Source organism: Streptomyces sp. NPDC058001, from assembly GCF_042886315.1.
Taxonomy (GTDB): Bacteria; Actinomycetota; Actinomycetes; order Streptomycetales; family Streptomycetaceae; genus Streptomyces.
Genome location: NZ_JBHVQT010000017.1, coordinates 164,155 through 184,501 on the forward strand (window position 1 = coordinate 164,155; position 20,347 = coordinate 184,501).

Here is a 20,347-nt window from a genome sequence, read left to right on the forward strand (position 1 = left end):
CGAACCCGTCGTGACCGTGACGGGATTCGCCGTGCATTCCCCGGGCGCCGCGCATTCTCCGGACGCCGATTCTCTCCCCAAGCCTTCACACGTACCCCCGCTTTCCCCTCCCCTCTGAGCCCCCCGCACCAACCCCCTGAACCCCCACTACTCCCGCTGGGCGTAGGCACCTTGACGGTGGGTCAGCAACTGCACCCGCAGTCGCAGCCGTCACATCCATCGCACCCGTCGCAGCAGGAACAGCAGTCGCAGCAACCGTCGCACCCACTGCAATCGCACTGCCCGCACAGCCCCTCCCTGCGCTCCCGGCTCCACGGATCCTCGAACGTGCCGCAGCACATCTGGCACGTACAGGCGAGGCCCGCCCACACCAGGCAGCCCGCGAGCAGTCCCCGCCGGTCGCGGCGCGGCGGCTCGGGCGGGAAGGGCGGCGGACCGGTGGGACCGCCGGGCGCGTACGGTCCGCCGGGCGCCGGGCCGTACGCCTCGGGCGCCCGGTGCGAGCAGGTGCTCGTACCGAAGGCGCGGTCCACGGAGGTGCGCAGCTCGTGGGCGAGCAGGACATGCGCGAGCCGCCCGTCGGTGAACTCGGCGTCGCGCAGCGCGAGCCGTATCCCGTGCAGCGCGTCGTCGGCGAGGCGACGGGCCTCGACGCGGTCGGTGCCGGTGGCGGTGAGCGGGTTCCAGGCGCCCGACGCGGCGTCGGCGGCCTGGTCCTCGACGGCGTCCAGGAGATGCGCGAGCCGTCCGAAGAGCCGTCCGGCCTCGGCGAGCGGTCCACGGTTGCCCGGTCGGCCGGCCAGCACGGCGGTGTGCGCGAAGGCCGCGGCGGTGGCCGTCTCGGTGGGCTCGGTGACCGTCAACAGGGGTGTGCCGGGCTCCGCGAGGGTCTCGATCCCCGACTGCCGGTCGACGGCGTGGACGAGCACGGCGGTGTCGAATCCGACGGCGGCGCCGGTCCGGTGGCCCGCTTTGTCCCATGCCGCGGCCACCCGGCGCGCCGCGACCGCGACCGGGCGGCGCGCCAACAGCCCGTCTCCGTCCAGCATGTGATCGCGCATCTTCGCCGACGCCAGAACGAGCGAGACGGCCGCCGCGAGCCGCGCTCCCTCACCCTGCGCGACCGAAGCGCCGCGCATGCCGCGCAGCGGACAGGGCCCCGCGGTGCGCCGTCCCGCGCCGTCCCGATCCGCCTGAGCCTCCGTCAGAACCGAGACGAGCAGCCCGTCGTAGTTCGTGACGAGCCGCGCGAACTGGCCGTGGTCGCCGCGCAGCGCGAGACACAGGCCGCACAGGTGGGCGAGCCATTCCGCGCCCAACCGCTCGCCGAGCCGGTGCCGACAGGGCCTGACGATTCCGAACATGACCACGTCCCCCGTGCGTCGAAAGCCGTTGTGCGGGGCATGCTGACCACCCCGTCGTTCACCCTGACGCCCCGGTCGTCACCCGAACGCCGCCACAAATCATATTTCACTCTCAGTCAGCAGCGTTGCCCGGTACGACCCTTGGGAGACAAGGAGCCTCAACACTTTTGCTCTGCACCAGTACCGTCACGAAAACCCCGCGCGGCGGCTATCCCCTTGGCGCGTCATCAGCATCATGGACGACGATAGGGATGCGGAACCAGCAAAAAGACCGCTGTGAGAGGAGGCGTCCATGGGATCGGTGCGCAAGGCGAGTGCCTGGCTTGGCCTCGTCGACGACAACAACGATGACGAGCGTTACTACGACGGTTACGAAGACGACGCTGCCGAGAACCCCGGTGAAGCCTGGGTGACCGACCCGCGCGTGAAGGTGGCGGCGGAGTCCGCCGTGGAGACCGGCCGACGGATCGGCACGATCACGCCGGACAGCTTCCGGGACGCCCGCGGGATCGGTGAACTCTTCCGTGACGGTGTTCCCGTCATCGTGAACCTCACGGCCATGGATGCCGCCGACGCCAAGCGCGTCGTCGACTTCGCGGCCGGCCTGACCTTCGGTCTGCGCGGCTCGATCGAGCGCGTGGCCACCCGTGTCTTCCTGCTGACACCCGCTCACACGGAGATCGTCAGCGGTGAGGCCGCGAGCCGTCCCGCCGACGGTTTCTTCAACCAGAGCTGAGCAAGGCCGCTCACCGGCGTCACCGGAAGGCGTCGAGACCGGTGAGCGCCTTGCCCAGCACCAGCTGATGCATCTCGACGGTGCCCTCGTAGGTCAGCACCGATTCGAGATTCGTCGCATGCCGCATCACGGGGTACTCCAGTGAGATCCCGTTGGCGCCCAGGATCGTCCGTGCGGTGCGGCAGATCTCGATCGCCTCGCGGACGTTGTTGAGCTTGCCGAAGCTGATCTGCTCGGGCCTGAGCCGTCCCGCGTCCATCCGGCGGCCGAGATGGTGGGCGAGCAGGATTCCCTTGTGCAGCTCGACCGCCATGTCGGCGAGCTTGGCCTGGGTGAGCTGGAAGCCGCCGATGGGCCGACCGAACTGCTCCCTGGTGCGCGCGTAGGTGACGGCCGCGTCGAAGCTGGCGCGGGCCGCGCCCATCGCGCCCCAGACGATGCCGTAGCGCGCGTGCGACAGACAGCTCAGCGGCCCGCGCAGCCCGGTCACCTCCGGCAGCACGGCATCGGCGGGCAGCCGCACCTCGTCCAGGACGAGTTCGCTGGTGACACTCGCCCGCAGTGACCACTTGTGCTTGATCTCCGGCGCCGAGAACCCCGCGCTGTCGGTGGGCACCAGGAAGCCGCGGATCCCGTCGTCGGTCTGCGCCCACACCACGGCGATCCCGGCCACGGACCCGTTGGTGATCCACATCTTGCGCCCGGTCAGCACCCAGTCGCCGCCGTCCCGCTTGGCGTACGTACGCATCGACGCCGGATCGGAGCCGTGGTCGGGCTCGGTAAGACCGAAGCAGCCGATGATCTCGCCGGCGGCCATCCCCGGCAGCCACCACTCCTTCTGTTCCTCGGAGCCGAAGCGATGGATGGCATACATGGCGAGCGAACCCTGGACCGAGACAAGCGAACGGATACCGGAGTCGGCGGCCTCCAGCTCCAGACAGGCGAGCCCGTACTGGACCGCGCTGGCGCCCGCGCAGCCGTAGCCGGTGAGCGGCATCCCGAGCGCACCGAGAGCACCCAACTCCCGCGCCAGCTCCCGTACGACGGGCAGTTCCCCCGACTCGTACCACTCGGCGATGTACGGCAGCACACGATCGGCGCCCCAGTCCCGCACGGTGGCCCGCACGGCGAGGTCCTCGGCGGAGAGCAGATCATCGATCCCGAGCAGATCGGCACCGTCGAAGGACGGCAACTTACGGGGCGCGGACACGGATGCCTCCAGCTTTAACTAGCAGCGATAGTCAACGCTTGCACCCCGACGGTAGCGACATTCCCCCACCCTCGCGACAACCGGCCCCTGTTTCTCCCCGCCGCAACGACGCTCAACCACCACGACCTGGCCCGGCGGTGCCAAACCGCCCCCCGCCCCCGCGCAGCGAACCCCGGTCAAGCTGGCCGCGAGGCCACGGCCGAGGTTCGCGCCTCCGCAGCCCCTCGCGGCAGCGGCACCTCGGCACCCTTGGCGCCCTTGGCACCCGAGCCACGGTTCGCGTCGGCCGCGTCGGTCGCCGCGCAGTCCATCACCCGGGGCAGCCGCAGCGCGGCGAGAGCCCCGAGCAGCAGCAACCCGGCACTGACGAGCAGGGTCACATGCAGCCCGTGCACGAACGACGTGCGCGCCGCGTGCCGGAGCGCCGCCCCGGTCGGCCCCCCGAGCCGGTCGGACACCTCGTACGCCTCACCGAGCGAGTGCCCGGCCGCCGCCCGCGCCCCCGGGGAGACCCCGGGCACGGACGCGACGCCGGGCGTGTACGCGGCGTTCATCACGCTGCCGAGCAGGGCGATCCCGATACCGGCGCCGAGTTGGTAGGAGGTCTCGCCGATCGCGGCGGCGCCGCCCGCCTGGTCCTGCGGGGCCTCGCTGAGCATCGACTCGTACGCGCCGAAGAGGGTGGTCTCCAGGCCGAAGCCGAGAAGCAGGAAGCCCCCGAGGAGCAGCCCGGTGTTGTCGCTGCCGCCCATCGGCGTGAGCATCAGGACGGCGATCGCGGTGAGGACGAAGCCGAGGGAGACCATGGTGCGCGGGCCGAAGCGTTGCAGCATCCGCGCCCCGAGCAGCCCGGCGGCCATCGCGGCGACGGTGAGCGGCAGCAGCCGCAGGCCGGTCTCCAGCGGGGTGAGGCCGAGGACCAGTTGCAGGTACTGCGCGGCGATCAGCTCCAGGCCGACCAGCGCGAGCATGGCGAGGACGATGCAGCCGACCGAGGTGCTGAACGCGGGCCGGGCGAACATCTTCAGATCGACGAGTGGACGTGCGCGTCCGCGCTGCCGGCGGACGAAGGCGATCAGCAGGGCCGCGCCGCCGAACAGTGGCAGCAGGGTCAGGGGGCCGAGGACGGTCTCGCCGCCGCCGAGCCGTTTGACGCCGAGGACCAGGCCGAAGAGCCCGGCGGCGGCCATCAGCGCGCCGACGACGTCCCAGGGGCCGTCGCGGTCCCCCGTCGACTCGGGCAGCAGCAGCCGTCCGACCGGGAGGCTGACGAGCATCAGCGGGATGTTGACGAGGAAGACGGAGCCCCACCAGAAGTGCTCCAGGAGGAACCCGCCGAGCAGTGGCCCCGCTGCCGCGCCGACCGCGGCGACGGCGCTCCACAGGCCGATGGCGAGGGCGCGTTCGCGCCGGTCGGGGAAGACCTGGCGCAGGATCGACAGCGTCGCGGGCATGATCATCGCGCCGCCGACGCCGAGCAGGGCGCGGGCGGCGATCAGGACCTGGGCGTTGTCGGCGAGGGCGGCCACGGCGGACGCGACGCCGAAGAGGGCGTAGCCGATGAGCAGGACGCGGCGGCGGCCGACGCGGTCGCCGAGGGTGCCGAAGAGGATCAGCAGCGAGGCGCAGACCAGCGGGTAGACGTCGACGATCCAGAGGAGTTCCATCCCGCTGGGCCGCAGGTCCTCGGTGACGGCGGGGACGGCGACGTGCAGCACGGTCGCGTCGACGGCGACGAGCAGCAGGCTGACGCAGAGGACGACGAGGACGAGCCAGCGGCTGGGTTCGGCGCCGGTGCCGAAACGGCCGGGCAGGTACTTGCCGAGGAGTCCGGCGAGGGGGGCGCTCGGATGTCGGCGCGCTGCGGCCGTGGGCGTCCCTGGCATGCGGTACCTCCCGGCTGGTCGCTCGCACGCGACGGTCCTGCGGGAGGGGCTTCCCGCGGCTTCGGCGCGGAAGTGGGGACGGCTTCCGGGCCCGGCAGCGTTAGGCGAGTGAGCGGCCAGCGTACGCGACGCCCCGACCGTGGTGGGTGGCGGACCTCTCACGGGGCGTCCCGTCCGGTGTGGCGTGCGCCACGCCGGTCGGCCCTACGTCACCGTCCGCTGCCTCTGCGTAGGCGCCCGGGACCGGTCAGGGACATGAACGGGGCGCGACGGAGGCGTGATCAACTCCCGTCCGCCGCAAGATCATTGGTGAGCGTCCGGGAAATTGCGCACCAGCTTCTGGTGAACGGAATTCGACCGGGGCAATAAGCAGTCATCGGAAACGATCAGCCGAATTACCCGGCGCGCGTCACTGGATTACTGAATCCGGGGTATTAGAGCCACTCTTGAGAGCAATGCCACATCACATCGTCATCACAAAGCGACGGATTCGGCCTGGCCCGCAGCTCACTCGCTGTAACGTCGATTGCGTGCGTACCGAACCAAACCTGACCCGTCTGGACCGGGTCTTCGCCCGGCTGGACCGTGAGCCGGAACGACCGGCCCACCTCGATGTCCCGAGGATGAGCCGGCACAGAGTCGTCCTCCTGGGCGCGACTCTGGCCTTCTATCTGACGATTGTCGTCGCGGTCTGGACGACGTCATGGCTGGTCCGCTTCGACTGGCAGGTCATGTTCTTCCGGCCTTATCAGCAGTGGCCGGAGATTCACGCGTTCCTCGACTACTACGTGGTTCTGGGCCAGCGCGGCCCGACCGCCGTGATGATCGCGGCCTGGCTGGGCTGGCGCTCCTGGCGGCAGCACACGCTCCGCCCGCTGCTGACGCTCGGTACGTCACTGCTCCTGCTCAACGTCACCGTCGGCGCCGCCAAGCTCGGCATGGGCCGTCTCGGACCGCACTACGCGACCGTGATCGGCTCGAACGAGATGTGGCGCGGCGGCGATATATTTCCCTCGGGCCACACCGCCAACGCCGTGGTGACCTGGGGAATTCTGGCCTATCTCGCCTCGACCCCGCGGGCCCGCCGCTATCTGTCGGCCCTCTCGGCCGTGGTCGCGCTCGGCGTCGGCCTCACCACCGTCTATCTCGGCACCCACTGGCTGAGCGACATCCTGCTGGGCTGGGCCGCGGGCCTGCTGATCCTGCTGGCGCTGCCCTGGTTCGAGCCGCTGATCGCCAAGGTCGAGGACCGTCTCTTCGGTCTGCGGGACGCCTGGCGTGCCCGGCGCGCGGGTGCGCCGTCGCTCGGCGGGGTGCCCGGGGTCCCCGGGGAGGTGTTCCCGCGGCGCGCGCCGGTCGACCAGCCGGCGGACGCGGAGACACCGGTACGCGAGCCCGCCGCCGTGCGCGCGGCACGGGCACCGGCGCATCCCTCGATTCTGGCGCCGGGACCGCACGCCACGCGCACGGAGCGGACCCCCGTCACCCCGGTCGGCAGCCGCCGGCCCCCGCAGCCGGAGCGCGTCCAGCGCGGCACGGCGTCGGCCCGCCCCTGACCGGCGGGCCACCACGACGGCGGGGCCGCCCGGTACGCACTGCCACGGCCCCGCGCGCGGAGTTTCAGCCCTTCCAGGACCGGCGTACGGTGCCGTCCGCGACCTCGAAGTTCAGTCGGCCCACGCGGTACTCCATGGTGACGATCGCGCCCGGCGGCAGCGATCTGACCGTGGTCCAGCCGCGCTCACGGGCCCGCCGCTCGGCGGCCTCGGCGCTGAGGCCCACATAGGTCGCCGGGTTGTCCTGGGGCTCTGGGGAAGGGGTGGAAAAAGGTGCCATGAACGCCACGTTAGGCGCCCGGGACCGCCCACGGAAGCCGGAAGGGAACCCGAAGGAAGGCCGGCGGGAAGGGCGGGAGGAACCCGTAAGCGGGACGTAAGGAAGCCGGAACCAGGCACCGGTAAGCAGAGCGGCGGTCACACTTGTGTCACAGGATCACTACGCTCTTTCGCCGAACTCCGTCACACGAACGGGCGGTTCCGGACTTCTTCTGTTCTTCTCCGATCACCCTGCACAAGTAATTCGGAACACGCGCTGAAGACATCACACGCGCGACGAATTCACGGGGCGCCGGAGAGTGCCGACACGCCCGGCGGGCAACAATTCGCGGGCCGCCCGAAAAGCTGACGGCACATAGGAAATTCACGGTTTCCCCACACGAAGCCCAAAGACATCCCCGGCGGGCCGCTCCGCTCCCGAGCATCATGGCGGGTGCTCATGACAGGCCCGGAACGCAACCGGCGAAGGGGCGGGCGATGGGGACGCAGACGGCTGAGGCGAGGGTGGAGCCGGTACGCCCGCGACGGTTCGGGCGGCTGGTCGTGGACTGGCTCACGACGACCGATCACAAGACGATCGGCCATCTCTATCTGATCACCTCGTTCTGCTTCTTCCTGATCGCCGGGCTCCTCGCTCTGCTGATGCGGGCCGAACTCGCCCGCCCCGGACTCCAGTTGGTCAGCCCCGAACAGTTCAACCAGGCGTTCACGCTGCACGGCACGATCATGCTGCTGCTCTTCGCGACGCCGACCTTCGCCGGGTTCGCCAACGAGATCATGCCGCTCCAGATCGGCGCCCCCGATGTGGCGTTCCCCCGGCTGAACATGTTCGCGTACTGGCTGTTCCTGTTCGGCGGTCTGATCGTCCTGTCCTCGCTGGCGGTGCCCGAGGGGCCGGCCGACTTCGGCTGGTTCGCGTACGCCCCGCTGAACAGCCCGGAGCGCTCGCCCGGCATCGGCGCCGATATGTGGATCATGGGGCTCGCCCTCGCCGGGTTCGGCACGATCCTCGGCGCGGTGAACTTCCTGACCACGATCGTCGCGATGCGCGCACCCGGGATGACGATGTTCCGGCTGCCGATCTTCACCTGGAACGTGCTGTTCACCTCGATCCTGGTACTGATCGCGTTCCCGGTGCTCGCCGCGACGCTGCTGGTCCTGGAGGCCGACCGGCGGTTCGGCTCGGTGGTGTTCGAGGCGCCCAACGGCGGCGCGCTGCTGTGGCAGCACCTGTTCTGGTTCTTCGGGCATCCCGAGGTCTACATCATCGCGCTGCCGTTCTTCGGGATCGTCTCGGAGGTCATCCCGGTGTTCAGCCGGAAACCGATCTTCGGCTATCTGACGCTGATCGGCGCGACCATGGCCATCACGGGCCTGTCGGTCGTCGTCTGGGCGCACCACATGTTCGCGACGGGCGCGGTGCTGCTGCCGTTCTTCTCGTTCATGTCGTTCCTGATCGCGGTGCCCACGGGTGTGAAGTTCTTCAACTGGACCGGCACCATGATCAAGGGCTCGCTGTCCTTCGAGACGCCGATGCTGTGGGCGGTGGGCTTCCTGGTGTCGTTCCTGCTCGGCGGGTTGACCGGGGTCATTCTGGCGTCCCCGCCGATGGACTTCCACGTCACCGACTCGTACTTCGTCGTGGCGCACTTCCACTACGTCGTGTTCGGCACGGTCGTCTTCGCGACCTTCGCCGGATTCTCCTTCTGGTGGCCCAAGTTCACCGGCAGGATGCTCGACGAACGGCTCGGCAAGATCCACTTCTGGACGCTCTTCGTCGGCTTCCACACCACGTTCCTGGTGCAGCACTGGCTGGGCGCGGAGGGCATGCCCCGGCGGTACGCGGACTATCTCGCCGCCGACGGGTTCACGGCGCTCAACACGGTGTCGACCATCGGGGCGTTCCTCCTCGGCCTGTCGACGCTGCCGTTCCTCTACAACGTCTGGCGGACCGCGCGCTACGGCGAGAAGGTCCAGGTCGACGATCCGTGGGGGTGGGGGCGTTCGCTGGAGTGGGCGACGGCCTGCCCGCCGCCCCGGCACAACTTCGTCACGCTGCCCCCGATCCGCTCGGAGTCCCCCGCGTTCGACCTGCGTCATCCGGAGCACTCGACGGCCGTCCGGACCCGTCCCCGTGCCGCTCCAGCGCCCGGGACAGCAGATCCCGGGTCCGTCTGACGGTGTCGTTCAGCTCGGCCGGCTCCAGGACCTCGAACGCGAAACCCAGCATCACCACATGGATCACCATGACATCGAGGCTCGCGGCCCCGGTCCGCAGCAGACAGCTCCCGGGCCCCTCGGCCTGAAGGGTCCCGGCCGAGGGCGAGACCCGCTCGGCGGCCTCCTCGTACGGCACCAGCAGGCGCAGCACGGCCTGGGCGGCGTACGCGCGCGTGGAGACCCCCCGGGAGACATAGGCGGCGAGATCGTCGGCGGGTGGGGTGCGGGGGGTGAAGTGGGGGCCGTGCGGCGGTGCGGGCGTGACGCGGTCGACGCGGAAGGTGCGCCAGTCCTCGCGGTCCAGGTCCCAGGCGACCAGGTACCAGCGGTGCTCGGTGCAGACCAGGCGGTGCGGTTCGACGACGCGCCGGGACGAGGAGCCCTCATGGTCGCGGTACGCGAAGCGCAACCGCTCGGAGTCCCGGCAGGCGCCCGCGAGTTCGGTGAGTACGGAGGGGTCGACCGGGGAGTCGCCCGCGCCGCGCAGCATCGGCACGGTGACCGAGGTCAGGGTGGTGACCCGGTGCCGGAGCCGGTGCGGAAGGACCTGTTCCAGCTTGGCGAGGGCGCGCACGGAACTCTCGTCGATGCCGTCGATGCCCTGTCCCGCGGCCGTACGCAGCCCCACGGCGACGGCGACGGCCTCGTCGTCGTCCAGGAGCAGCGGCGGCAGCCGGGCACCCACGCCGAGCTGGTAGCCGCCGCCGGTGCCGGGGCTGGCGTTGACCGGGTAGCCGAGGTCGCGCAGCCGGTCCACGTCGCGGCGGACCGTGCGTGCCGTGACGCCGAGCCGGTCGGCCAGCTCGGCGCCGGACCATTCGCGGTGCGCCTGCAACAGCGAGAGCAGACGCAGCAGTCGTGCCGATGTCTCCACCATGGACCCGAGTCTGTCAGCGGTCGCGGACAGTTACGGTCCGCGATCCGCGTCCGCGATCCGTGCTCAGGACGGCAGGGCCACCCGTACCGACAGGTCGTTGTCCAGGGTGTAGTACGGCCCGGCCTCGGCCTTCCCGTGCTCCGTCTCCATCCGGCTCACCGGATAGGTGAAGATCGGCTGCTTGTCCGCCACGTCGTCCAGGATGCGGGCGATCCGCACCCGGGGACCGCTGTCGCCCGCCGGACGCAGCCACAGGTCCCACACACCGGGGCCGCCGCCCGCCTCCACCAGCTCCGGGTACGCGACGGTGAGCGTGAACCCCGTCTCCTCGGCGGTCACGGCGGCGCGCACGGGGGGCGCCGTCCCGCGCCGTGCGCTCAGCTCGGCGTACGCGTCGTCGGTGAGCCCGGTGCCGTAGACCCGGCCGTGCACCGTCAACTCCGTGCCGTCGATGAGGAGTTCTCCCGCCTCCGCGTGTGGCGCGCGCCACCAGCTACGGACCGTGAGGTTGCCGTGCTGGGTGACGTACGGGATGCGGACCGCGACATGGCCCCGGGCGCCGCTCGGCACCCGGTCGACCAGGGACCGCAGATCGTTGAGGCCGGGTGCCAGGCGCAGCGACTTCTCGCCCGCCAGTTGCGCGTACACGTCCCAGCGGCCCTCGGCCAGCTCGACACTGCTGGGCAGCGCGGCTCGCAGGCTGCCGTCGGCGGCGGGGCTGAGCGGCAGCCGCAGCTCGTCGTCACCGTCACCCTCACCCGCGCTGCCGCTGTCTCTGGACCGGGAGTCGGAGGGTCTGCGGCGCAGCACCAGATGGGCCGCGCCGGACGCACCGTGGTCGGTGACGTCGAAGGTCAGGCCGCCCGCGGAGTCGGCCGTACAGTCGGCGCGGGGTGTCGTGTCCGTGTCGTCTCCGGTGGGCTCGGCGGGCTGGTCGGCCGGGTCCGCGCGGACCAGGGTCGTCATGCGGAGCGTCCCTTCCTCAGTGCGGTACGGCCGGCGTCCCGGACGGCGTAGGCGCCGCCGAGCAGGGCGCCGCGGCCTCGGTGCAGGGAGCCGCGCATCCGGCCCCCGAACGTGGTGCTGCCGCCCCCTCGGGCGACGAGATCGGTGAACAGCGTTTCGTGGCGCTCAGCGATCCGGGCGGGGTCGAAGCGCTCCGAGTCCTTCAGCGCGGCGGCGGCCATCCGCTGCCGCAGTTCGTCGTCGTTGATCAGTTCGAGTAATCCACCGGCGATGGCGTCGACGTCGCCGACCTTGACCAGACGCCCGTCGACACCGTTGTCGATGATCTCGCGGGGCCCGTGCGGACAGTTCGTGGACACCACGGGCAGACCGCAGCGCATCGCCTCGACGATGGTCATGCCGAAGGACTCCAGGCTGCTGGTCACGGCGCCGATGGAACCCTTGGCCCACTCCGGTTCGATGGGGTGCGCCGGGCCCATCAGGAACACATGGTTGTAGAGGCCGAGCCGGTCGATGAGGGCGCGCAGTTTGTCCTTCTGCTTGCCGTTGCCGTAGATCCGCAGCCGCCAGTCGGGCCGTTCGGCGCGGACCTGGTCGAACGCCTTGATCAGCAGGTCGTACCGCTTCACGGGGGCGAGCCGGCCGGCCGCGACGACCCACTTGCCGGTGCCGTCGGCGGGCTCGACGCGGGGCGCGGGCACCGGGTTGGGCACACCCCCGATCCGGACCCCCGGCAGCCGCATCTTCGTGCGGTACGCGTGCGCGTCGGCCTCGGTCGTGGTGGTGACGGCGTCCAGGCGCGGGTAGGCGCCGCGCAGCACCCGCCGCAGGGCGTCGGAGTGACTGTCGAGCGTGAGGTGTTCCTGCCCCACGCGCACAGGGCCTCGCCTGGTCTGGCGGGCCAGTTGGACGTTCAGACCGGGCCGGGTGCCGACGACGACGTCCGCCTCGACGGTCCCCAGATGCGCGGCGACCCGTTCGTCGGTCAGCGCGCTGTACTGCCCGTAACGGCCCTCCGCGCGCGGGAAGACCGTCGCCGGCGCCCGCATCCGCGGGTCGTCGCCCTCGTAGCCCGGTGTGTCCTGGCGCAGGTCGACCAGGTGACGCAGCCGGACGCCGCGGGCCGGTTCGAACACCGGGGCGTCGCGATGCCGGAACACGGAGACGATCTCGACGTCGTGCTGCTCGGCGAGTGTGCCGGCCAGGTTGTACGTCGTCCGGATGGTCCCTCCGATTCCGTATGCGTTGTGAATCAAGAAAGAGATGTGCATGCGTCCCCGTATCCCACGTAATCCTGCGATGCGTGCGAACAGTCCGTCTCGTCCGCCCTCACAGGGTTAGACCAGTCGTCCCGCGGATCGGTTGGACGGCATCACCATGTTGTGCCGCAACGGTTGCCCGATCGATAGCGTGCGTCAGGCAACCCTTTCACCACCCTGCCCATCAGGGCAGGTAGGACCGATGTGGACGAGCGAATTCGACCCAACACCACCGCAGTTGACGCCTTGTGACCACAACCGCCCGTCACATCGCCCCCCGGGTCGGGCGGTTCGATTCCGTTCGCTTCCGGGCGTGACTCCGTCCGCGCATCCCCCGTTGTGCTCTGCATGAGCCGGAGACCCGGCCCAAGCGCCGGGATCCGCCCGGCACGAGCCGGGAGACACCCGGCGCCGCACGAATTCGACCGAGGAGCCACCCGTGCCGCGCATGCTCGACGTCAGCGACGCCGTCCGCGCCGAGATCGGCGACGCAGAAGCCGACCGGCTGCTCGCCGGACACAACGCCCCGGGAAGTTACGACTGCACCTCCTGCCGTACCCCGGGCGACTCGGAGCAGGAACGCACCAGCACCGTCCTGTTCATCGGCGAAGAGACCGCCGTTCTCGCCTTCGCCCACGCGGGCTGCCTGCCCTCGCAGGTCGTCCAGGTCAGTGAGGAGCAACTCAAGGGAGCCGTCCGCTCCATCACCGGCGACGGCGGCGACCAGTCCGCCGCTCCGGGCGCCCCCGAGCAGGCCGTGCTCGGTATCACCAGCGGTCTCATCCTCATCGAGGGCGAACTGCACCCCGCACTCGTCGTGGAGCCCACCGGGCCGATCGCGCGCCCCGGCACCGACGGCGAGGGCGACGAGTTCCTGCCCCTCCTCATCGAGCAGGGCTTCATGCCGGTCCCCGGGGTCACCGGGGTGCCGTCGGTCCTGCACGGCTGGTCGGTCCTGCTCGCCATGGGCCAGCTGCACGCCGTACTCCAGCCGGGCACCGGCGGCACCGGCCAGCCGGTCGCCTGGTGGCAGGCGCACCAGCCGCTCCAGGTCACCGAGGGCTGGCGGGCCGCCGCGAACAAGCTCCAGCAGGTCCTGGTCTTCGCGGCCCCGGTCGGCTCGATCGGCCGCCAGCCCCGCGAGGACCTGTTGCGGGACGCCCTCGACAAGGCCGCGGCGAACGGCCGGCTCGTCGCCTGCGCGATGCCCCTCGCGGGCACCTGAGCCTCGACCCGGGCCCAGCGGCCACCGCGACCTGCTGATTCGCACGCGGTGGCCGCATCCGCCGGGCCCCCGGGTCGTTGGCACATACGTGCACACTTACGAGCCGATCCTCCGCCCGACGTACCAGAGCAGCATCCCGTCCATGCGTCCCGCGCAGGACCCGACGGGCAACTCCGGGACCACGCCGATCTACGACGCGCTGTACGCCGAGTACCGCAGGCTGTTCCGGACCCTGCCGGGCGACCGGACCGGCGAGGAGGATCTGGGGTTCACGTCGTTCAGTACGGGCCCCTACGGCGCGCGCCAGGACTTCCGGCACGGCCTCCCGCCGATCGGCGCCGGGTCGTACGGATCCCTCCAGTACGGCGCGACGCACCACGGCATCGCCTACCACGACCCCCGGCTCGGCCAGCCCGCGCGGCAGCACGCCGCGACCCCCGGAACCTGGGTCCCGGCGGCCCTGCCCCCCGCCCCCCGCCGCGAGTCCTGAAGCCCGGCGGCCGGGGACGTCTCCGAACGGGGTCACGTCTTCACGGCGTTACCCCTTCAAGGGGTTACTTCTTCCGGCCGCGCTTCTCCCGCACCCGTACCGAGATGTGGATCGGGGTGCCCTCGAAACCGAACTCCTCGCGCAGCCGGCGCTCCACATAGCGCCGGTAGCCGTGCTCGATGAAGCCGGACGCGAAGAGCACGAACCGGGGCGGCTTGGTGCCCGCCTGGGTGCCGAACAGGATGCGGGGCTGCTTGCCGCCGCGGATCGGGTGCGGGTGCGAGGCGACCAGCTCACCGAGGAACGCGTTCAGACGGCCCGTGGGGACCCGGGTCTCCCAGCCCGCCAGGGCCGTCTCGATCGCGGGGACCAGCTTCTCCATGTGCCGCCCGGTGCGCGCCGACACATTGACCCGCGGCGCCCACGCGACCTGCGCCAGCTCGGTCTCGATCTCCCGCTCCAGGTAGTAGCGGCGCTCCTCGTCCAGGGTGTCCCACTTGTTGTACGCGAGGACGATCGCGCGGCCCGCCTCGACGGCCATCGTCACGATGCGCTGGTCCTGGATGCTGATGGACTCGCACGCGTCGATGAGGATGACGGCGACCTCGGCCTTCTCGACGGCGGCGGCGGTCCGCAGCGAGGCGTAGTAGTCGGCGCCCTGCTGGAGATGGACGCGCTTGCGGATACCGGCGGTGTCGACGAACTTCCAGGTGACGCCGCCGAGTTCGATGATCTCGTCCACCGGGTCGCGGGTGGTGCCCGCGATCTCGTTGACGACGACCCGCTCCTCGTTCGCGACCTTGTTCAGCAGGGACGACTTGCCGACGTTCGGGCGGCCGATGAGCGCGATCCTGCGGGGGCCGCCGACACCGGTCCCGAAGGTCTGCGCGGGCGCCTCGGGCAGCGCGTCCAGGACGGCGTCGAGCATGTCGCCCGTACCGCGCCCGTGCAGCGCCGACACCGGGTGCGGCTCACCGAGGCCGAGGGACCACAGCATCGCCGCGTCCGCCTCGCCGCTGGGGCCGTCGACCTTGTTGGCGCACAGCACGACCGGCTTGCCCGCCTTGCGCAGCAGCCGTACGACGGCCTCGTCGGTGTCGGTCGGACCGACCGTGGCGTCCACGACGAAGACGACCGCGTCGGCGGCCTCGATCGCGAACTCGGCCTGCGCGGCGACGGACGCGTCGATGCCGAGGACGTCCTGCTCCCAGCCGCCGGTGTCGACCACCTTGAAGCGGCGGCCCGCCCACTCGGCCTCGTAGGTGACACGGTCGCGGGTGACGCCCGGCTTGTCCTCCACGACGGCCTCGCGGCGGCCGATGATCCGGTTCACCAGGGTCGACTTGCCGACATTGGGGCGGCCGACGACGGCGAGGACGGGCAGCGGGCCGTGTCCGGCCTCGTCGAGCGCGCCCTCCACGTCCTCCAGGTCGAAGCCCTCTTCGGCGGCCAACTCCATGAACTCCGTGAACTCGGCGTCGCCGAGCGCCCCGTGTTCGGGCTCGTGCTCGGCGCCGTCGGAGTGGTTCTGGTCGTTCATGAAGTCCGTACCTCGTTCATCGTGGTGATCGGTGGACCGGCCGGTGCCGGTCGGTCCACTACTTGAGTGTCGCCCGGCGCCCGGTCAGGCGCCTGGCGTTCTCCAGGTGCGTGGTCAGGCGCTCCTGGATGCGGACGGTCGCCTGGTCCAGGGCCGTGCGCGTGCGGCGTCCACTGCCGTCGCCCGCCTGGAAGGCGTCGCCGAAGACGACGTCGACCCCTCCGCGCAGCGGAGGCAGCCCCCGTATCAACCGCCCACGGCGCTCGGTGCTTCCCAGCACGGCCACCGGCACGATCGGGGCGCCGGAGCGGACCGCGAAGTACGCGAGCCCGGCGCGCAGCGACGCGAAGTCGCCCTCGCCCCGGGTGCCCTCGGGGAAGATCCCGAGGACGCCGCCGTGCTCCAGGACACCGACCGCGCGGGTGATGGCGGCGCGGTCGGCGCTCGCACGGTCGACCTTGAGCTGGCCGATGCCGAGCAGGAACGGGTCGAGCGGCCCGATGAACGCTTCCTTCTTGATCAGGAAGTGCACGGGCCGCGGCGCCGTGCCCATCAGCATGGGGCCGTCGATGAAGTGCGAGTGGTTCACGGCCAGGATCACCGGGCCGGTCGCGGGGACCCGCCAGGCGCCCAGGACGCGGGGCTTCCACAGCCCGTACATGAGGCCGACCCCGATACGGCGGCCGACCTCGGCGCCCCGGACCGAGGGCACGTCGGTCGGTGTGGTCACTGTCCGGCCCGCTTCTCCCCGACGAGGGTGACGACGCACTCGATGACCTGCTGGAGCGTGAGGTCGGTGGTGTCGACCTCGACGGCGTCGTCCGCCTTGGCGAGGGGCGAGGTCTTACGGCCGGCGTCGGCCGCGTCCCGCTTGACCAGGGCCTCGCGCGTCGCGTGCACGTCGGAGCCCTTCAGCTCTCCACTGCGGCGCGCGGCACGGGCCTCGGGGGACGCGGTGAGGAACACCTTCAGGTCGGCGTCGGGCAGCACGGTGGTACCGATGTCCCGCCCTTCGACGACGATCCCGCCGACCGCCTCACGGGCCAGCGACCGCTGAAGCTCGGTGATCCGCGCCCGCACCTCCGGCACCGCGCTGACGGCACTGACCTTGGCGGTGACCTCGGCCGTACGGATGGGCCCCGCGACGTCCGTACCGTCGACGGTGATCGTCGGGTCGGCCGGGTCCGTACCGGAGACGATGTCGGGCTTGCCCGCAGCGGCGGCGATCGCGGACGCGTCACCGGTGTCGATGCCGTTGTGCACCATCCACCAGGTGATCGCCCGGTACTGCGCCCCGGTGTCCAGATAGCTCAGCCCGAGCTGCGCGGCGACGGCCTTGGACGTGCTCGACTTACCCGTGCCGGAGGGCCCGTCAATGGCGACGATCACGGCCGGAGCGGTCCGAGCGGCGGTTTCCACGGCGAAGGACACCTTCCTGAGACGAAACGGGAACGGCAATAAGGTTACTGGCTCGGGAAGGTCACCCGGACAGCCGAGGGCAAGCGCATGTTTCAGCCCGGCCCTTTCAGCCCACGCCAGGCACTCTCTCAGCCCGGCCGGCGTTTGAGGCCAAGCCGGCGCAGCCGCTGAAGGCACGCACCGCCTCCGGCCGGCACAAGACCACTGTCTCAGCCCGGCCCATTTCAGCCCAGGCCAGGCACAATCCAGCCCGGCCGGCGTTTGAGGCCAAGCCGGCGCAGCCGCTGACGGCACCGGATCCGACCCGCGCCCGCAACAATCCAGCCCGGCCGGCGTTTGAGGCCAAAGCGGCACGCAGGGCACCGGCACCCCCTACTGCCGAACCCCCCATCCCCGCTCACGCAGCGCAGCGGCAAGTACCGGCGCAGCCGAAGGAACCACGGACAACTCCACCAGCCCGGCCGGCTGGCCGGCGGCATGCTCGATCCGCACATCCTCGATGTTGACCCCGGCCCGCCCGGCATCGGCGAAGATCCGCGCCAACTGCCCCGGCTGGTCGTCGATGAGGACGACGACACTCTCGTACACGGCGGGAGCCGCCCCGTGCTTGCCGGGAACCCGGACCTGCCCGGCGTTCCCGCGCCGCAGCACCTCCTCGACGCCGGAGGCACCTTCGCGCCGCTTGGCGTCGTCGGACGACTGGAGGGCGCGCAGCGCCTGGACCGTCTCGTCGAGGTCGGCGGCGACGGAGGAGAGCAGGTCGGCGACGGGTCCGGGGTTGGCGGAGAGGATGTCGATCCACATCCGAGGGTCGGAGGCCGCGATCCGGGTCACATCGCGGATGCCCTGCCCGCACAGCCGTACGGCGGTCTCCTCGGCGTGCTCCAGCCGGGCGGCGACCATGCTGGACATCAGGTGCGGCATGTGCGAGACGAGGGCGACGGCGCGGTCGTGGGCGTCGGCGTCCATGACGACGGGGACGGCACGGCACAGGGCGACGAGTTCGAGGGCGAGGTTGAGTACGTCGGTTTCGGTGTCCCGGGTCGGCGTCAGCACCCAGGGCCGCCCCTCGAACAGCTCACCGGTGGCGGCGAGCGGGCCGGACTTCTCCAGGCCCGACATGGGGTGGGTGCCGATGTACGCGGTGAGGTCGAGCCCGAGGGCCTCCAGCTCGCGACGGGGTCCGCCCTTGACGCTGGCGACGTCGAGGTAGCCGCGGGCGGCCCGGCGCCCCATCACGTCGGCGAGGGTCGCGGCGACGTGGGCGGGCGGTACGGCGACGATCGCGAGGTCGACGGGGCCGGGGGGCTCCTCGTCGGTTCCGGCGCCGAGCGCGGCGGCGGTGCGGGACTGCTGGGGGTCGTGGTCGGCGAGGTGCACGGTGACACCGCGGGCCACGAGGGCGAGGGCGGCGGAGGTGCCGATGAGGCCGGTGCCGACGACGAGCGCGGTTCTCACTGGGCGATGTCCTTGCGGAGTGCCGCCGCGGCGCCGAGGTAGACGTGCGAGATCCCGGAGCGGGGCAGGTCGGACTCGATATGGGCGAGGACGCGGACGACGCGGGGCATGGCGCCGTCGATGTCGAGTTCCTGGGCGCAGATCAGGGGGACGTCGACGATGCCGAGCTTGCGGGCGGCGGCGGCCGGGAAGTCGCTGTGCAGATCGGGCGTCGCGGTGAACCAGATACTGATCAGGTCGTCGGCGGTGAGGGCGTTGCGCTCCAGGACCGCCGTGAGCAGGAGGCTGACCTGCTGGTCCATGTGTTCGGCGTCGTCCCGTTCCAGTTGGACGGCGCCCCGGACCGCTCGTACCGCCACGGTGCTGCTCCTCGCTCGCTCACGTAAGACCTTCTCCGTGTCGATCGTAGCCAGGCCGGGACGGCGGGGTGCGCGGCGCCCGGCTGCCGAGACGGGTACCGCGCACCGGGGGTGGTCCTGGCGTCAGAGCTGCTGCTGCCGCTTGATGGCGTCCTCCAGGGAGCCGTCGGGGACCTGGCCCTCGGGGGTGAGTTTGTCGACGGCGTGCGGCAGGGTCTGGGCGATCTGGTCGGCGGCGTGGTCGGGGCTGACGCCGGCCTGGTCGGCGACCTTCTGGAGGGCCTCGTCCGGGAGGGCGTCCTTGACCTGGGCGCCGGTGACCGGCTGGTTGTCGCCCTGACCGACCCACGACTTGGCCTGCGAGCCGAGGCCGGACTTGTTGAGCATCTCCATCAGCCCGCTGAGCGGGTTGCTTCCGCCGGCGGCGCCCGCGGAGGCGCCGCTCGATCCGCCCTTGGTGAGGTTCTGGAGCAGCGAGCCGAGCATCTTGCTCCCGCCGGAGGAACCGCTCTGGCTTGAGCCACGAAGGAGGTTGCCGAGAAGGCTGCCGATATCGTTACCCGCCATGATGCTGCCTTTCGAGAAGTCCGGGAGTCCGGGGTGGGGGGCCGGGCCCCTGCGGGGCGCGTCGGCCTCGGACCTTGCCAATGTCGCCCGGATCACCGGGCCCCGCCACTTGGCGTGAGGACCGCTACGGACGGTGACGCGAGGGCCCCTGAACGTGGCGAACGGCGCGGGACCGGGCCTGCTCACCGCCCGGGTCGTGCCCGTAGGCTCACGGGATGCTTCCCGAGGATCTTGTCCGCGACCACACGGTGTACGCGTGTGTAATGGGCTCGCGCGCGTTCGGCCTGGCGACGGACGGCAGCGATACGGACCTGCGTGGTGTGTTCCAGGCGCCGACCGCGCTGTTCTGGCGTTTCGAGAAGCCGCCGACGCATGTCGAGGGGCCCGCGGACGAGCAGTTCAGCTGGGAGTTGGAGCGGTTCTGCGCGCTGGCCCTGCGCGCCAACCCGAACATCCTGGAGTGTCTGCACTCACCGCTCGTGGAGTACGTGGACGACACGGGCCGTGAACTCCTCGCCCTGCGTGACGCGTTCCTGTCCCGGCAGGTCCATGTGACCTTCGCGCGCTACGCGTTGGGGCAGAACAAGAAGCTGGAGGCGGACGTACGCCGGTACGGCGCCCCGCGCTGGAAGCACGCGATGCATCTGCTGCGTCTCCTCATGAGCTGCCGCGATCTGCTGCGCACCGGCGAACTGACCCTCGACGTCGGCCCCGCCCGGGACTCCCTCCTGGCGGTCAAACGCGGTGAGGTCCTCTGGACGGAGGTCGAGTCCCGCATGGTCCGCCTGGCGGAGGAAGCGGACAGGGCGTCCCACACGAGCCCCCTCCCGCAGGCGCCGGACCGCGCCCGGGTGGAGGCGTTCCTGACCTCCGCCCGCCGCCGCTCGGCCCTCGGCGGCTGAAACGGCGCGCGGCTTCAGTGCGGCAGGCGGGTCC

The 20,347-nt window shown here is 71.2% G+C and carries 18 protein-coding genes and 1 pseudogene; 6 read left to right on the forward strand and 13 right to left on the reverse strand.

The annotated features are described in order from the left end of the window. Positions 1-182 precede the first annotated feature (182 nt). On the reverse strand, positions 183-1,364 hold the full coding sequence (locus ACFVT5_RS36760; protein ID WP_389897335.1) for a DUF5685 family protein: 1,182 nt from the start codon (positions 1,362-1,364) through the stop codon (positions 183-185). Between the two features lie 292 nt (positions 1,365-1,656). Between ACFVT5_RS36760 and ACFVT5_RS36765 the strand changes: the two genes are divergently transcribed. Further along, positions 1,657-2,100, forward strand: coding sequence for a cell division protein SepF (locus ACFVT5_RS36765; protein ID WP_389897337.1), 444 nt, complete (start codon positions 1,657-1,659; stop codon positions 2,098-2,100). A 19-nt stretch (positions 2,101-2,119) separates the two neighbouring features. Here the strand turns inward: ACFVT5_RS36765 and ACFVT5_RS36770 are convergent, their stop codons facing one another. Continuing rightward, the gene (locus ACFVT5_RS36770; RefSeq protein ID WP_389897338.1) at positions 2,120-3,310 is read right to left on the reverse strand and encodes an acyl-CoA dehydrogenase family protein; all 1,191 of its coding nucleotides are present in this window, start codon (positions 3,308-3,310) and stop codon (positions 2,120-2,122) included. Between the two features lie 176 nt (positions 3,311-3,486). Further along, positions 3,487-5,196 carry an MFS transporter gene (locus ACFVT5_RS36775; RefSeq protein ID WP_389897340.1) on the reverse strand — a complete coding sequence of 570 codons (1,710 nt, stop codon included), beginning with the start codon at positions 5,194-5,196 and terminating at the stop codon, positions 3,487-3,489. A 530-nt stretch (positions 5,197-5,726) separates the two neighbouring features. Between ACFVT5_RS36775 and ACFVT5_RS36780 the strand changes: the two genes are divergently transcribed. Next, on the forward strand, positions 5,727-6,752 hold the full coding sequence (locus tag ACFVT5_RS36780; protein WP_389897343.1) for a phosphatase PAP2 family protein: 1,026 nt from the start codon (positions 5,727-5,729) through the stop codon (positions 6,750-6,752). 64 nt (positions 6,753-6,816) lie between these two features. Here ACFVT5_RS36780 and ACFVT5_RS36785 read toward each other — a convergent pair whose 3' ends face one another. Next, positions 6,817-7,032, reverse strand: a complete 216-nt coding sequence (locus ACFVT5_RS36785; RefSeq protein ID WP_389897345.1) for an I78 family peptidase inhibitor — start codon at positions 7,030-7,032, stop codon at positions 6,817-6,819. 476 nt (positions 7,033-7,508) lie between these two features. Between ACFVT5_RS36785 and ctaD the strand changes: the two are divergent. Then, a pseudogene (ctaD, locus tag ACFVT5_RS36790) lies at positions 7,509-9,197 on the forward strand (cytochrome c oxidase subunit I); the annotation flags it as partial. On the opposite strand, the gene ACFVT5_RS36795 reads toward ctaD, so the two are convergent. The 3 genes from ACFVT5_RS36795 to ACFVT5_RS36805 form a co-directional block, all read right to left on the reverse strand. Beyond that, a complete protein-coding gene (locus ACFVT5_RS36795) occupies positions 9,082-10,128 on the reverse strand; it encodes a helix-turn-helix transcriptional regulator (RefSeq protein ID WP_389897348.1) in 1,047 nt (348 codons plus the stop codon). The pseudogene ctaD and the gene ACFVT5_RS36795 overlap by 116 nt on opposite strands. Before the next feature lie 63 nt (positions 10,129-10,191). Next, positions 10,192-11,094: a hypothetical protein gene (locus tag ACFVT5_RS36800; RefSeq protein ID WP_389897350.1), complete on the reverse strand. Its 903-nt coding sequence runs from the start codon at positions 11,092-11,094 to the stop codon at positions 10,192-10,194. Next, on the reverse strand, positions 11,091-12,365 hold the full coding sequence (locus tag ACFVT5_RS36805) for a glycosyltransferase family 4 protein (RefSeq protein ID WP_389897353.1): 1,275 nt from the start codon (positions 12,363-12,365) through the stop codon (positions 11,091-11,093). The genes ACFVT5_RS36800 and ACFVT5_RS36805 overlap by 4 nt, the downstream gene beginning before the upstream one ends. Positions 12,366-12,792: 427 nt before the next feature. Between ACFVT5_RS36805 and ACFVT5_RS36810 the strand changes: the two genes are divergently transcribed. Both ACFVT5_RS36810 and ACFVT5_RS36815 read left to right on the forward strand, forming a co-directional pair. Next, positions 12,793-13,578 (forward strand): hypothetical protein, encoded by a 786-nt coding sequence (locus ACFVT5_RS36810; RefSeq protein ID WP_389897356.1) that lies wholly within the window; start codon positions 12,793-12,795, stop codon positions 13,576-13,578. 142 nt (positions 13,579-13,720) lie between these two features. Next, positions 13,721-14,068 (forward strand): hypothetical protein, encoded by a 348-nt coding sequence (locus ACFVT5_RS36815; protein ID WP_389897359.1) that lies wholly within the window; start codon positions 13,721-13,723, stop codon positions 14,066-14,068. Between the two features lie 64 nt (positions 14,069-14,132). Here ACFVT5_RS36815 and der read toward each other — a convergent pair whose 3' ends face one another. The 6 genes from der to ACFVT5_RS36845 form a co-directional block, all read right to left on the reverse strand. Continuing rightward, entirely contained in the window at positions 14,133-15,608 is a 1,476-nt protein-coding gene (der, locus tag ACFVT5_RS36820) for a ribosome biogenesis GTPase Der (protein WP_389897361.1), read from the reverse strand. Positions 15,609-15,666: 58 nt separating this feature from the next. Further along, positions 15,667-16,377 carry a lysophospholipid acyltransferase family protein gene (locus ACFVT5_RS36825; RefSeq protein WP_389897364.1) on the reverse strand — a complete coding sequence of 237 codons (711 nt, stop codon included), beginning with the start codon at positions 16,375-16,377 and terminating at the stop codon, positions 15,667-15,669. Further along, entirely contained in the window at positions 16,335-17,027 is a 693-nt protein-coding gene (gene cmk / locus ACFVT5_RS36830; RefSeq protein ID WP_389897366.1) for a (d)CMP kinase, read from the reverse strand. The genes ACFVT5_RS36825 and cmk overlap by 43 nt, the downstream gene beginning before the upstream one ends. A gap of 372 nt (positions 17,028-17,399) precedes the next feature. Next, positions 17,400-18,485 carry a prephenate dehydrogenase gene (locus ACFVT5_RS36835; protein WP_389897368.1) on the reverse strand — a complete coding sequence of 362 codons (1,086 nt, stop codon included), beginning with the start codon at positions 18,483-18,485 and terminating at the stop codon, positions 17,400-17,402. Further along, positions 18,482-18,844, reverse strand: coding sequence for a chorismate mutase (aroH, locus tag ACFVT5_RS36840; protein ID WP_389897370.1), 363 nt, complete (start codon positions 18,842-18,844; stop codon positions 18,482-18,484). The genes ACFVT5_RS36835 and aroH overlap by 4 nt, the downstream gene beginning before the upstream one ends. A 123-nt stretch (positions 18,845-18,967) precedes the next feature. Continuing rightward, entirely contained in the window at positions 18,968-19,411 is a 444-nt protein-coding gene (locus ACFVT5_RS36845) for a YidB family protein (RefSeq protein ID WP_389897373.1), read from the reverse strand. 215 nt (positions 19,412-19,626) lie between these two features. Here ACFVT5_RS36845 and ACFVT5_RS36850 point away from each other — a divergent pair, with 215 nt between their 5' ends. Further along, positions 19,627-20,313 carry a DNA polymerase beta superfamily protein gene (locus tag ACFVT5_RS36850; RefSeq protein ID WP_389897376.1) on the forward strand — a complete coding sequence of 229 codons (687 nt, stop codon included), beginning with the start codon at positions 19,627-19,629 and terminating at the stop codon, positions 20,311-20,313. The last annotated feature ends 34 nt before the right edge of the window (positions 20,314-20,347 follow it).

Bases quoted from the DNA above. Each gene is read 5' to 3' on its own strand.
- ACFVT5_RS36815 (WP_389897359.1), top strand. From the start codon at position 13,721: ATGCGTCCCGCGCAGGACCCGACGGGCAACTCCGGGACCACGCCGATC.
- ACFVT5_RS36785 (WP_389897345.1), bottom strand. From the start codon at position 7,032: ATGGCACCTTTTTCCACCCCTTCCCCAGAGCCCCAGGACAACCCGGCG.
- ACFVT5_RS36845 (WP_389897373.1), bottom strand. From the start codon at position 19,411: ATGGCGGGTAACGATATCGGCAGCCTTCTCGGCAACCTCCTTCGTGGC.
- ACFVT5_RS36760 (WP_389897335.1), bottom strand. From the start codon at position 1,364: ATGTTCGGAATCGTCAGGCCCTGTCGGCACCGGCTCGGCGAGCGGTTG.
- ACFVT5_RS36765 (WP_389897337.1), top strand. From the start codon at position 1,657: ATGGGATCGGTGCGCAAGGCGAGTGCCTGGCTTGGCCTCGTCGACGAC.
- ACFVT5_RS36775 (WP_389897340.1), bottom strand. From the start codon at position 5,196: ATGCCAGGGACGCCCACGGCCGCAGCGCGCCGACATCCGAGCGCCCCC.
- ACFVT5_RS36850 (WP_389897376.1), top strand. From the start codon at position 19,627: ATGCTTCCCGAGGATCTTGTCCGCGACCACACGGTGTACGCGTGTGTA.
- ACFVT5_RS36805 (WP_389897353.1), bottom strand. From the start codon at position 12,365: ATGCACATCTCTTTCTTGATTCACAACGCATACGGAATCGGAGGGACC.
- ACFVT5_RS36795 (WP_389897348.1), bottom strand. From the start codon at position 10,128: ATGGTGGAGACATCGGCACGACTGCTGCGTCTGCTCTCGCTGTTGCAG.
- der (WP_389897361.1), bottom strand. From the start codon at position 15,608: ATGAACGACCAGAACCACTCCGACGGCGCCGAGCACGAGCCCGAACAC.
- ACFVT5_RS36800 (WP_389897350.1), bottom strand. From the start codon at position 11,094: ATGACGACCCTGGTCCGCGCGGACCCGGCCGACCAGCCCGCCGAGCCC.